At 62.4% G+C, this 12,863-nt stretch carries 9 protein-coding genes; 7 read left to right on the forward strand and 2 right to left on the reverse strand.

Features of this window, described 5'->3' with window-relative positions; translation table 11 throughout:
* Positions 1–107 precede the first annotated feature (107 nt).
* Entirely contained in the window at positions 108–2,063 is a 1,956-nt protein-coding gene (locus M1D56_RS03605; protein WP_456284711.1) for a hypothetical protein, read from the reverse strand.
* A gap of 893 nt (positions 2,064–2,956) precedes the next feature.
* On the opposite strand from M1D56_RS03605, the gene M1D56_RS03610 reads away from it, so the two are divergent.
* Together M1D56_RS03610 and M1D56_RS03615 are read left to right on the forward strand one after the other, a co-directional pair.
* Entirely contained in the window at positions 2,957–3,928 is a 972-nt protein-coding gene (locus M1D56_RS03610) for a glycosyltransferase (protein ID WP_456285262.1), read from the forward strand.
* A gap of 35 nt (positions 3,929–3,963) precedes the next feature.
* The gene (locus M1D56_RS03615) at positions 3,964–6,015 is read left to right on the forward strand and encodes a polysaccharide pyruvyl transferase family protein (protein WP_456284712.1); all 2,052 of its coding nucleotides are present in this window, start codon (positions 3,964–3,966) and stop codon (positions 6,013–6,015) included.
* A 36-nt stretch (positions 6,016–6,051) separates the two neighbouring features.
* Here M1D56_RS03615 and M1D56_RS03620 read toward each other — a convergent pair whose 3' ends face one another.
* Complete coding sequence (locus tag M1D56_RS03620; protein ID WP_456284713.1) at positions 6,052–6,828, reverse strand: polysaccharide pyruvyl transferase family protein; 777 nt, start codon at positions 6,826–6,828, stop codon at positions 6,052–6,054.
* A gap of 255 nt (positions 6,829–7,083) precedes the next feature.
* Between M1D56_RS03620 and M1D56_RS03625 the strand changes: the two genes are divergently transcribed.
* The 5 genes from M1D56_RS03625 (at position 7,084) to M1D56_RS03645 (ending at position 12,834) form a co-directional block, all read left to right on the forward strand.
* Positions 7,084–8,280, forward strand: a complete 1,197-nt coding sequence (locus M1D56_RS03625) for a hypothetical protein (protein ID WP_456284714.1) — start codon at positions 7,084–7,086, stop codon at positions 8,278–8,280.
* Between the two features lie 78 nt (positions 8,281–8,358).
* Entirely contained in the window at positions 8,359–9,438 is a 1,080-nt protein-coding gene (locus M1D56_RS03630; RefSeq protein ID WP_456284715.1) for a glycosyltransferase family 4 protein, read from the forward strand.
* Between the two features lie 112 nt (positions 9,439–9,550).
* Positions 9,551–11,047 (forward strand): lipopolysaccharide biosynthesis protein, encoded by a 1,497-nt coding sequence (locus tag M1D56_RS03635; protein WP_456284716.1) that lies wholly within the window; start codon positions 9,551–9,553, stop codon positions 11,045–11,047.
* Positions 11,048–11,119: 72 nt separating this feature from the next.
* Positions 11,120–11,929 (forward strand): polysaccharide pyruvyl transferase family protein, encoded by an 810-nt coding sequence (locus M1D56_RS03640; protein ID WP_456284717.1) that lies wholly within the window; start codon positions 11,120–11,122, stop codon positions 11,927–11,929.
* A 248-nt stretch (positions 11,930–12,177) separates the two neighbouring features.
* Positions 12,178–12,834, forward strand: coding sequence for a hypothetical protein (locus tag M1D56_RS03645; RefSeq protein ID WP_456284718.1), 657 nt, complete (start codon positions 12,178–12,180; stop codon positions 12,832–12,834).
* Positions 12,835–12,863 lie beyond the last annotated feature (29 nt).

A 12,863-nucleotide genomic window follows, 5' to 3' on the forward strand; every position in this document is an offset into this window, starting at 1 on the left:
CCCGCACCTAGACTGGCCCTCGTTTCCGCTCTCGCTCAGGGCATCGGCGCAGAGCCCCGCATGAGCGGCGGACGCGCACCGAGCCACTGCCACCAGGGCTTGAAGACCTATCGTTCGCGGGGGCCGCCCGGCACCTCGCGCGAAGTGGGAAGATCACCGCCGTCCAACCCGTAGAACATGCGCGGCGCGCCGTCCAGCTCGATCGTGACTGTCCCGGTCGCAACCGGCAGACTACGTGAGCGGCCGATCGTGTCCACTTCGGTGACGGTTCCTCGCCTCGCTTTCACTCGGATCTTCTTCTTCGTCTTCCACGTCTCCACCCACGGCTCGGGCGTCGGGTAGAACCCTCCATCTCGTTGCGCTTCAGTGTTCAGCTCATAACCATCCGCGCGAGACCACATGATCGCGAGCGGACCGCGGGGCGTGGTGAACTCAAGACCCCAGAGCGTCTCATCTTCAAAGCGAATCCAGCGATTGAAGATGGCGCCGTCCAGGTGCTCGGCTGCGGCTGCGTAGGCGAGTAGGGATGGCTTCGGACTGAGATCTCGGAGGACCAGTCCGAAATGGTGTTCACGATCGTTCGGTCGCGCTCCATGCTGATTTGCTCGAATGTTGTCGTAAAGCTGAAACCACAACATCGATGTGACGTCGAGTGACAGAGCGAGCGCGGCGCTAAGAAGTACGTTCTCGGCCGCGTGCCGGTATGAGTCATCCCACCAGGCGTTCGGCCGAGTGCACGCGTAGACCTCGGTGAGCCACAGCTCCATTCCAGGCGCGTGGTCGGATATGAGGCCCTGCGCTTCCTTCAACGCCCCGAAATAGCTCCATGAGTGGTCTTTGCCGTCCTTCACTCGTCGCGCATCTGGCGCCCAGTCCGGGGTTACGTTGCTCCGACCGGGGTGGAGATTGAATCCGTCGACGAGATCCGCAAGCCCAGCACGAAAGAGCTCACGGGCATATGGCACGTCCATGCCGGCGAGGCCTACGGCGATCAGCTTCATCTTGCTTTTTCGTTGAACCATCGCCCGTTTGAAGGGACGCACCCAGTTTTCGACGTACTCCTGCGCGCCGTCACCTGTGAAGGGGCCTCGCCCCCAGCGGTTGAGTTCGTTTCCGAGCTCGTATGCGGTGGAGTGGCCGGCCTCCGCGACGTCAAGTTCTGACGCGATGTACGCCTTCAGTCGTTTTGGATCATCCACGTATGCGTCGAGAGATGGCGGCGTTCGCACGCGATGCTGCGAGAATCCGTGAGCTTTGAGCTGTTTTCGTGTGAAGTAGATATGCCTACTTCTGCGTACTCCAATCCGGCGCAGGAGCAGCCGTTCCTCTGGGGAATCGAATATGTATGCTGCGGCGATGCCGAACATTGAACTGGCTGCATCGTCCGAGTAGTCGTGCGGCGGGAGCACCGCGACGTTCGTACGTTGGTATGCGATGTCAGTCCCCGAGGTGACTGTCACCTCGAGGAAAACAATGCCTCTCGAAGTCAACCGAATCGGCACTGTGAGCGATGCGTCTTCTCCGGTGCCAAGCGCAAGATCACGACTGCCGCTCGCGATCGTCTCACCATCGAAGTCGCGCCCGATCCAGTCGATGTGGACGACGCGCGGTTTCGCGCCGTTGTACACGGTCGCGTGAACCGGGAGAGCATCGCCCGGCGTCTCCCAGATGTTGTACGGCGTGTCTGTCCGGAGATCGACTGAGAGCGCTCGACGACCGGCCTCGGCAGCCATTATGGAGGCATTCGAATCACCGCGAACCACGATGTGCGCGCTCGCCCGGAGAGTGCCATCACCCTGCTCCTCCGGCTGAAGGTGCAGGGCACGATTGTCTCGCCAGTCGGTTTTCGTGCGGTCCGCAACTATCCCGATCTTGAGAGGCCCGTGATCCTGCACGTATACGAAGGTGCCCTCAGCCTGGTATGGGATGCCACCCCGTTCGTCTCGTTGCCAGTCAAATACTCCGTGGGCTGATTCGACAACGGGCCCATGAGTGAAGGACTCCCTCAGCAGCATTCCATGTCGCGGGTCCAGATCCCCGTCGCTCCGGAAGTCGAACGTCACATCGACGACCCTGCCTGCGGGGGCGAAGATCGCGGTCGCTTGCGAGGACGAACCCTTTGGACTTGCATAATCGACGACGAGTGCGGCCCGGCCGTCCGCCGTGGTACCGCGACGGACCCGCCCAGCGCTGAACGTCACATCCCGGAAACGGAACCCGCGGAAGCGCTGGAGAGGAGAGCCGTCCGCTGCGCAGAGGAGGACAGCGGCGGTCTTGCCTTCTGCTCTCAGAGAGAACCCACTGGCTTGAACTTCAGGGGTTGGGGGCGCGCCGGGATCCGCCGCGATGAGCGATCGCGCTGAAGGTGCTTGCCCGAAGCCGTACAGCACCATCGATGTGCCGAGCACGCCGAAGAACCCGCCCGCGAGAAGTTGCCTTCGGCTGACCTTGCTCCGTGACGGCGTCTGCGCTGAGGGCGTCTCGTCCCCGCGCTCACTCTTGTCTCTCAGAAGGTTGTCTCTCCTTCGATCTTGGGCTTCAGGCTGCTTCGGTGGTCAGGCTGGGCAGATGCGAGGTTAGTGAGGAACGATGGTAGTGAGGGTGGCTTCAAAGAATCCGCTGCGCAGGGGGGATTTTTCTTGATCCGGGTGCATCCTCGGAAACAGCAAGAACCTTCATCTTGGCCTCCGCCAGGCATCCTCGCCTTCCAGGAGAAGCGCTTGTACTTCCGGCCTGAGCCCCGATTCCACGCGGCCGACTCTAATCGATCCCCGTCGCGGAGCCGGTGAGCTCCGGTCTTGGCTCAAGGTGCTTTGATACCCTTCAGTCTTGTGGTTGCCGTCCACGCGGCCCCGAACACCCGGTTAGGTCAGGAATGACAGCGACTCGAATACTCCACGTCACACAGGTCTACGCCGGCGGAATCAGTAGGGCGATCGCTTCGCTCGTGGATCTGATGCCCGAGGCTGAGCACCACCTCCTGTGGGCTGGCAACGAGAGTCCCGATCCTCGGATCGCGTACGCGAGCCTCCATCAGATGCCACAGTCTCCGAGGAAGGCAGCCGCGGCGATCAGGCGCGTGCGCGAGGCCGTCCAAGCGGTGAAGCCCGATGTCGTGCACGCGCATTCGTCGTTCGCCGGCGTCTACACGAGACTCGCCCGTCTGGACGTGCCCGTGTTCTACGAACCCCACTGCTATAAGTTCGACGATGGTGAGCAACATCGGGCGATGCGCGCCTCCTTTCGCATGGCCGAGAAGATTCTCGCCCGTCGTTCTGCGTGCACCGTCGTGCTTTCACCACACGAAGAAGCGCTGGCGAAATCGCTCGACCGTCAGGCGCGGACGCACTTCCTTCCTAACGTCGCGACGGTCTCGCCCTCGGAGGCGCATCCATCGGTGAGCTTCGACTCCGGTAGGAACGTCTTCATGGTCGGGCGTCTCACCGGTCAGAAGGATCCCGACTACTTTGCCGCCGTAGCTCGGCGGGTCAAGGCCGTCGCTCCTGACGTCACATTCAGGTGGGTAGGTGACGTTCACGGTCAGGATGATGGCGTAGGTGAGGGCATGCGGAAACGCCTCATCGACGCGGGAGTCGAGGTGCTTGGTTGGCTGGTCGGGGATGCGCTCGCGAGGGAATTGAGCAGGCCGGGCCTTTACTTCCACTCTGCGCACTACGAGGGCTTCCCGCTCAGCCTCCTCGATGCAGCCGCGTTCGAACATCCCCTCGCTGTTCGATCCATTCCGACGTTTGACGGGTTGGATATCCCGGCGGCGCGGAGCGCTGATGACGCGGCCGACCTTATCCTCGACATTCTCGATGGAGGTCAGGCCCGGCCGCGTGCAGTCGAGGCGGCGCGCCACCTCAACCGCACAATGAACCATGACGCTCAGCGAGACGCCCTGCGCGCTCTGTACGCGACCGTCTGATTGTTGCGCGCTTACTTAGAAGGAGAGTTGTCAGGATGAGTTCACGAACGGTGAGAGTGCTCGAATCGGTAGCGGCGCCCGGCCCCTCGATCAAGTACATCGACCAGGTCGTGAGACTCGCGCCCGGCACTGTCGAGTTCAATTACTTCAATTGGGCTCGCGCTCTGCTAGGCAGGTACGACGTGTTGCACGTGCACTGGCCGGAATTTCTGATCCGGTCGCGTCGAACGCCCGTCCGGATGCTCAAGCGTACTCTTTTCCGACTGCTCTTATTGCGCATTCGCGCCTTCTCGATCCCCGTGGTACGAACGCAGCATAATCCTGCACCCCATGACCAAGGCGACGCTGAGGAAGAACGCCTGCTGGCGCGCCTGGACACGCTAGTCACGACTCGCGTGTTCTTGGATGCAGCGACAGTGGACGCGCGTGACGGCGAGATTACGCGGGTGATCTCACATGGGCATTATCGGGACCAGTTCGGGGACTTCCAGCGGAACGACCCGGAAGCAGGGCGCTTGCTCTTCTTTGGAAGGATCGAACCCTACAAGCGTGTTCCCAGCTTGATTGATGCATTCGAGGGAGCAGCGCGCGCCGGAGACGAACTTCGGATCGTCGGCCGCCCGTCGCTCGCGGCAGTAAGAGAGGACATCGAGAAGCGCGCGGACTCGTGGACGAGGAGTGACGCTGGTGTGGTCCTGCGCCTCGAGCATGTACCGGACGAGGACATGGTTGCGGAAGTCACCTCAGCGGAAGCAGTTGTGCTTCCCTACCGCGAAATGCATAACTCGGGGGTCGTGTTGGTTGCCCTTTCGCTTGAACGTCCGGTAATTGTTCCCGCGTCGCCGACCAACGAGAGCATCGCGGACGAAGTGGGTCCGGGCTGGGTGATCCAGTACGAGGGGGAATTCGACGCCGCAAAACTTGCGGACTGTCTCGCCCGAGTGCGGGGAACGTCACGGTCAGAGGTCAACCTCTCCGCGCGCGACTGGAGCGCTGTCGCCGGAGCCTACGCGGACGCCTTCCATGACGCCGCGCGACGCAGACGCCGGCCGCGCGTTTATGTCAACGCCGGCGGTCAGCGTGACAACATCGGCGACTCCCTGCTTCGACGGGCGTACCTCGACGCGCTGCGTCCGTTGGGGGAGCTGCATGTCTATGTAGGCCCCGACGACGACTATACGTCCGGGCTCGGCCTCCGCGCCGAGGACGTCTCGTATGCGTCACCTCGAAAGTGGCTTGTTCGCGCCCTTTGCGGCGCCCTCGCGGGTTCAATGATCGCGTTCAACACCGGTGAGGTAGTCGGGACACCAGAGGAGGGAAAGAAGGGCACGTGGCAGCTGGTAGTCGCGGCGCTCGCTAAGTTGAGGGGCAGCCGAACGATCGTCGCGGGGGTGAGCCTCCGTCCTGGAACATCGGTCGAGCACACGCACCTTCGGCCGATCGCGGACTCTGCGGCATACCTCTCCTGGCGCGACGAGTGGTCTCGCGACCAACTCGGTAAGGGCGAGATCCAGCCAGACTGGGCGTACTCGCTTGGAACCGATCCGTCTGGTTGGGCCGCAGGCAGCGATCGAGATGTCCTCGCTATCGCGATGCGTGGGGATCGGCCAACGCCTCCGGATGCTTGGTTCGACGCGGTCAAGGCCACGGCGTCAGTTTTGAATCTCCGAACGGTTGTTGTCGTGCAAGTGCGTCGTGACCGAGAGCGAGCGTATGAGCTCGCGAGTCGCTTGAACGCAGATATCCTCGAGTGGAACGAAGAGAATCACAAGACGCAAGAAGCGAAGGTGCGAGCCCTCTATTCCCGCTCCGCGGCCATCGTGAGCGACCGTATTCACGCACTCATCGTCGGCTTCACGGAAGGAGCGGTCCCGCTCGGGTTCAGCACCGGTTCGGTCGACAAGGTGGTTAGGTCCTTGAAGCCGGGGACGTCGGCATATCGCCTAGTCGTGAGCGCCGACGACGCAGACAGTGGGCGGTGGGTTGACGCGATCAATCGCAGGGAATTGCTCGCCTCTGACCTGCTCCAAGCGCGCCGGGAGATCGCCGGGGTCGCATCTGCTTTGGTTAAGCTCGAACGACGCTGAATCGCCACCTTCGGAACGCGCTTACGCGATGTGGAATCAGTTCCAAAGATCGCGGGGAAAGGCAGCGACGAGTGCCTCAGCATCGAAGTCAATCGGGCGCTCCCCACCCAGGTTGAGTGCTTCCTCGACAGAACCCGCCGCACGGTAGGAACTGCGTCCGGTGCCGGCGTAGTAGTCCAAGTACTTGAAGGCTGGCTCGGCTCCGGGTTCGATGAGCCGAGCGGGGATACCGAAGGCTTCTGCGAGAGCGATGCCGTGCAGCGAAGAGCCACAGACGAAGTCGCTCTGGGCGATTTGCTCGATGACCGTGAACGGATCCTGAAGGGGGTCGATTACATTTGGCCCGGTCATCGCGCCGCGGTCGTGGAAGTTGGGAACCACGCTCACAGCGCGTCGCGGCACCGAGGAGTTCCTTCGGTATTCCTCGAGCGGCCAGAACCGTGGCCAGAGCAGTGCGGGATCTCCGTAAACCTCGGGCACGGCAGTTCCGCGATCGAGGAGCGCACGCCGCGTGTGCGGGCCCCGCACCGCACGGACGTCGATGTCGGGCGCCGCACCGGCGTCCATAGATTTTCCGTTCACTCCCGTCCCCCAGACCGTGTCGCCTGAGCGCGTGAGTTTCATGATCGACCCCACCGCGACGAGCCGCCGCCGCTCGGTCGGCTCGGTCAGACCGAACTCGGCAACGAGCCGTTCCACGATGATCGGGCCGATGAGGTCCCCGAAGTTGTTCAGTCGCTTGCGCGGAAGGACACGGCCTACCGGGCCCGGTCGGCGCCTAAGGGGATTGAAATGAACGACTTCGACCGGCATAGGGCGATTCCTCTCGGGCGGCCTCGGTGGTTCGCAACGCGATGTGACGAGAGCGACGTTACGGATCCTGCCAATGGTTGCGGATCCTGCCAATGAACGGCGTCCAGCCTACAGGCGGGCGTTTCCAGCGCAGCCTACTAGGCTCTCCTCGTGGCGGACCTCGCATAGCGAGCGAGTGTCGGCAAGGCAACGGCCGCCGCCACGAGCTACAGGGCGCGCCTGTGAGGGGGACTCAAGATCTGGCAAGGAGGAAGTTTGGAGCAGGGTATCTTGCGCCGTGACCTTGCCGCTCAGCGGCGAAGATCCCGCAGAGCCAATGTCAAACGGCGAGGTGAGCGTCTCTTCTACGGTGCTGTTGTCGGTGGCTTCCTTCTCGGGCTCGTGATTACGGCGTGGCGAGACGAAATTCTGCCCGCGCAGTTCCACCGTGACGCGACCCGAATCTTCAACATCGCGAGTGGCAGCGTCCCAGACTTCACCGATCGGTCGTACACGCCAGTCGGAATCGCCTACCGGTGGCTGGGGCTGGGAAACAACCCGGATGCGGCGGCATTCGCCGGCTATCTGTTCGCCTGTCTGGTGATCGGAGTCGCACTGCTGCGTGTCCGCAGGCGAACTGCGAGTGTCGCTGTCGCCACGTTCATTGTCGCCGCGTTCGCCCTGTCGGGCGTATATCTGGGGCAGTACTCGAAGGATGTCTTCGTTCTCGTTCCGGTGATGTTATTGCTAATCCTGCCTCGTCGCCTGTGGTGGGACGTGCTGGCCGTCCTCGCGATGGCGGGATACGCATATCTCTTCCGAGACTACTGGTACCTTGTTGCCGCCTCATTTGCCGCGTATCGAGTAATCACAATCTGGCAGGCTCGGCTTCGATACCTTCTTTTCGGTGGAGCCGTCGCTGCCGTCGGAATTGGTCTGATCTTCTACGTACTTCTCGGCGTTGACCCCAATCATTACCGGACGGCGGTGCAGGGACATCTCGACGCGAACACGCTCATCATCCCGGTCGAGCCGGTATCGCAGCCGTTCGGTGGCGCCATCGATGTTTTCGTGAACTACTGGCTCCTGTACGCGCCGATACTCTTGCCGTTGACGGCGTCTTTGCCTTACCTCGCGGTCAGCTTGGCGTTCGTATTCGTGAAGCTCCTGCCGCTAGCGGCCGCTCGCTCTGCTGTACGCTGGCCGGCCCCTCGAAGTCGCGACGGTGTTCTCTTGCGTCGCGCTATCTCCCTGATGCTGGCTCTGGGTGTCGTACAGGCAGTCTTTGAGCCCGATTATGGCTCGGCGTTGCGTCACTTCACGCCTCTGCTGGCCCTCGCGATCGTGCTGATGCAGGCATCCCGAGCAGGGAGTCTTCGCGAGGGCAAGTCGGTGCCATGGAGTTGGTCGGGCCGTGCCGCGTCGCCTGCGCGCCCATCGGCTTCCGAAACTGAATCGCCCCGTCAGGGCTGAGCACGTTGGACCACCGAGGATTGGAAAAAGATGCCCACGGGAACAAACGGATCGAGTAAGCCCGTAACGCTCCTTTGGATGGAGTCGACCCGAGTCGGGTCAGCCGCACGCACCCACATGGACGGCACGCGGGAGCGGCTGAAAGCGGCTGGAATTCCGGTTCGGGCAGAGTTCTATTCGGAAGCGACCAGCGAGGGGCCCTATGAAAAGCTCAAGAGGCTGTTCGGCCTCGTCAAGAAGGCACGCGCCGCAGCCCACGAGGGCGTTCTCGTCACACGTTGGCACCCGTTCTTGGCGTTCGTAGCGCCTCGTTGGAAGCGGGCCGGAGGGCGAGTTCTGCTTCTGGTTCAGGGGAACGACGATTCCACCTACGAGACGAACCCGTGGCTACGAAGGGTACCGGGCATTCGCCGATTGATGACGAAGAGCCTCGAGATGGGATCCTTCGTGCTCTGCGTCAACAAGGGACTAGCCGAGTGGGTCGCCGAGGAGCGGTCGAGCGCAGCACGCGTGCCCATCGAAGTCATGCCGAGCGGCGTCTCGGACGTGTTCTTCGATGCAAAGCCTAAGGATGTTGGTGAGCCGTACGTGCTGTTCTTCGGCGGGCTCGCACCGTGGCAAGGAATCGACTACATGTTGGAGGCACACCGCTCCGAGGAGTGGCCCGCGGGGTTGAAGCTCCTTGTTATTGGTGACGGCGCGAAGGCCGATGCAGTCCGCGCGGCACAAGATTCAACCCTCACGTGGCTCGGCCCGAAGCCCCCTGCAGAACTCGCCGAGTACGTGGCCGGCGCCGTCGTCACGCTGTGCCCGAAATCGAACACGGGCTCTATGGCGAACGTCACAACTCCTTTCAAGATCCTGGAGTCCGTCGCTGCGGGCGTGCCGGTCATCGCTACCGACATTCCCGCCCAGGTTGACATGCTCGCGGAGGGCTACGGGATGCTCGTGCGTGCCGACGAACCAGCTGATCTCGCTCGAGCCGTTGCTCGCATCCACGAGTCTCCGGAACTTCGAGCGGGGTTGGTGGGAAGTGCGCGCGCGTTCTCTCCACGGTGTCGATGGGCCTACGCGGCGCCGCAACTCGCCGCCGCCATCAGCGTCCTCCAGCGGGAGATCGCCACCACGGACGCCGCGCGCCGACCAAGGCTCCGCTGAATCGCGGTGGAGGGACGAGCCAGCAGACTGCAGGCAGCGATGATGCAGGAGAGCTCGATTCTGGCGATCGCGGTGCGCCGGACCCTTCGCGCTTCTCGACTACCCTGATCAGGTGACTGCCGCGAGTAACGAGGAGCCTGACGACCTCAGGGGTAAGGTGGCCCGATCAGTCGGCTGGGTTGTTGCGGAACGCTGGGGGTCTCGGCTCCTTCAGCTGGGTGTGATCGCGGTGCTGACGCGGTTTGTTTCGCCCGACGATTTTGGCTTGATCTCGATGGCGACATCGATCACGCTGGTGCTGCAGGTGGTGGTTGACTCCGGCTTCGCGAAGGCTCTGATTCAGCTTGACAAGCTGGCAGCGAAGGATGCCTCGACTGCGTTCTGGACCTCGCTTGGCGTCGCATCCGTCGTATACGCCGCACTCTATTTTGCGTCTCCATTGCTTGCGACCGCGATGGGAGAGCACGAACTGACGTCGATCTTGAGAGCTATGGGACTGAGCCTTCCGATTTGGGCGCTCTCCCAGACACCCTCCGCGCTACTGGAGCGCGAGTTCCAGTTCCGTACCTTGTCGATCCGACAGCTCGTCGCGGCAATAGCTGGGGCGGCTGCCGCAATCCCTGTCGCTTTGCTTGGCGGCGGGGCCTGGGCGCTCGTGACCCAGACGCTGACAGGCGCTGCAGTCGCATGCATGGTTCTGTGGGCGTCGACCGCCTGGCGACCGCGCTTCGAATACTCGCGGGATTCGCTGAGGCGTATCTGGCCGGTGGGACTCAGCATCATGGGCACTGAGCTCCTCGACGCGCTACAAGGAAATGTGGACAAGATCGCTGTCGGGTTCTTCTTTAACTCAGAGATCCTTGGCTTCTATTACCTCGCGCAGCGTGTGATTCAGATCCTGATGGAACTCGTCACCACAGTGATCGCCCGCGTATCGCTGACGACGTTCTCGAGGGTTCAGAATGACTTGCCGAGGCTCAACCGGATCTTCGGCCAGCTCACGCTCGTGGCCGGTATTGTCGGCATTCCCATATTCGCCCTTGTCTCCGCTTTGGGGCCGCAAATAATTCCACTCGTGTTCGGGCGAGGGTGGGAGCAGTCGATTCCGATTCTATGGGGACTTTCGATTGGGTCATCGTTGACGGCGATTATGTATTTTGACAGGCCTGCGCTGCTCTCTCGTGGGCGCGCAAAGGCGGCATTCTGGCTCGCTGCTTTACAGAATGTTGTCGGCATCCTATTGTTGTTCGTGTTGATGCCGTTGGGGATCTGGGGTGTGATCATCTCACGGTGGGCGCGCGTCTTCGTATGGCCGGTGCGTCTCCTCGTTCTCCACCGGGAAATTGGCCTCCGGATAGGGACGTATCTCCTTCAGATTCTTCGCCCAGTGCTCGCTATCGCGCCGATCGTTGTAGGTATTGCTCTGCTGCAGGGGACGTCCTGGGCGGAGGCCCCATGGCCGTTCGTCTCTTTTGCGCTGCCCGTCGGGCTCGTAGGGCTAGTCCTGTACGGCGCAATTGTCTGGATGATCGCGGGCGACGAGAATCGCAGCGCTATGCGCCCCTTTGTCGACGGTGCAATGCGGAAGCTGCGATTCGGCCGTCGATGACTGACGTATCGGGCGGAGACTACGCTGGAGTGCGGCTTCTGGTAGCCGCGTCGCAGTAAGAGGGGATATATCATGCCAGTGAGGACGTTCTACTGGGACCCAGCCGTGAGGGGCTGGCGCGGGGTCCTCCGACGGCCCAGTTTCCGCGTTGGCAATGCGGGAGACCTCCTGAACCGAGATCTCATCCGTCACTTCTACGGTGAAGAGCCGCACAACACTGAGGATGGAAGCCGCCTGCTGCTGGTCGGGTCGGTCATCCACCGCATGCAGCCGGGTGATGTCGTCGCGGGCGTGGGGACGAAGGGATCACCGCTCCCCGCCCCTGACACCCTGGGCGACGTCGAGATACGCGGCGTGCGCGGCCCAATCACGTACGACGCGCTCAATCGAGCTGGTTTCGATGTCAGCCATGTCTCCTTCCAGGCGGACCCTGGCCTCCTGGTCAGGGAGCTGTACCCCGCGGAAGCCGAGAAAGAAGCTGTGCGTGGCCGAGTGACATTTATCCCCCACTACCGGGACCGTGAAGAGTACCGGCGCACTCCCGGTGTGCGCATTGTCGACATCGATTGCGAGCCGAGCCAGCTCGCAGCCGAAATCGCACAGGCAGAAGTCGTGCTCACATCGTCGCTCCACGGCCTGATCTTTGCTCACGCGATCGGACGTCCGGTTGTCCTGGTCGCCCCGATCCGGTCCGAGCCGATGATCAAGTACCAGGACTACATGGCATCCGTGGGACTTGCCTGGCGAGAGCCTGTTGATCTTGCAAGCGCTTTGGCGTCGCCGTTGCCCTCCAGTCCTGTGGATATTGACTTTGACCCGGAGTCCATCACCTTCCCGGACCTAGATACCCTCGTTGCGCGAGGCCTGACGGAACCTCGGTGACGTTCATGGGTCTGCTGAGCCTAAGTAGATGCGAGACGGCGGCTTCGAAGTCGATCCTCGCTGTGGCAGAGTCGCTGGGCCGCCACGTCTTTAACCCGAGCGTTAGAGTGCACGGCGCGGACGTCGTGCTGGCGGCGCGAGTGAGCGACGCCGCAATCGGGCCGGTGAGTGCGAGCCTCGCCACGCTAGACCCCAGCCGCACCGACCCTGCGTCGGACTGGGTGCAAGACCTAACACGCATCGGAGCCATGAACGGCATCGAACCTGTCGCTGACCCAAAACTGTTCTCATATCGAGGAGCGGTGTGGGCGACCTTCAACACTGGATATGTGGCTTCCGGGAATGCGGTCTATGTCATGCAGGTCTTCCCCGAAGTCGGCCGACCAGTGCGTTGTGAGGCACCGGATCGGCAGATCATCGAGAAGAACTGGGGGTTTTTCGAGGGGCCTGACGGAGAGCTCCGCGCGATCTACCTGCTCGACCCGCTCACCGTGCTCACCTTCGGGGTGTTGTGTAACGAGCCAGCCTCAGAAGTCGTGGTGGGGAGCGTGGTCTCTCGAGTTCGCAACGAGTCATGTGCTGGCCTGACGATCGGGACTCAACCGGTCGAATTCGACGGATCACTCATGCTCATCGCACATGAGAGGGTGGGCGTCAGAAGATGGCGGGGCTACTTCGGCCGGGTTGTTCGGCTTGACGGCCAGGTAAGTGGTGCGACCGTCGGGCGACCGCGGTTGATCCACGATGGTCCCACCATGTTGGGGAGCCGTCCTCGTCGTAACAAGCACCTCTGGTTCGCCACCTACTTCTCGGGCCTGGAGGTGATCGACGGCGTGCCAACCGTGACCTACGGCATCAACGATCAGCGCTCTGGCGCGGCGGCTTTGCCGCCTCACGCGCTCTGAGGAAGCGTGACGGTACCCAGGCGCTGCCC

It is taken from the genome of Microbacterium sp. JZ101 (genome assembly GCF_053903175.1).

Excerpts from the sequence above, each read along its gene's own strand:
- M1D56_RS03615 (WP_456284712.1), top strand. The coding sequence starts at position 3,964 with ATGAGTTCACGAACGGTGAGAGTGCTCGAATCGGTAGCGGCGCCCGGC.
- M1D56_RS03610 (WP_456285262.1), top strand. The coding sequence starts at position 2,957 with ATGCCCGAGGCTGAGCACCACCTCCTGTGGGCTGGCAACGAGAGTCCC.
- M1D56_RS03645 (WP_456284718.1), top strand. The coding sequence starts at position 12,178 with ATGAACGGCATCGAACCTGTCGCTGACCCAAAACTGTTCTCATATCGA.
- M1D56_RS03640 (WP_456284717.1), top strand. The coding sequence starts at position 11,120 with ATGCCAGTGAGGACGTTCTACTGGGACCCAGCCGTGAGGGGCTGGCGC.
- M1D56_RS03620 (WP_456284713.1), bottom strand. The coding sequence starts at position 6,828 with ATGCCGGTCGAAGTCGTTCATTTCAATCCCCTTAGGCGCCGACCGGGC.
- M1D56_RS03630 (WP_456284715.1), top strand. The coding sequence starts at position 8,359 with ATGGAGTCGACCCGAGTCGGGTCAGCCGCACGCACCCACATGGACGGC.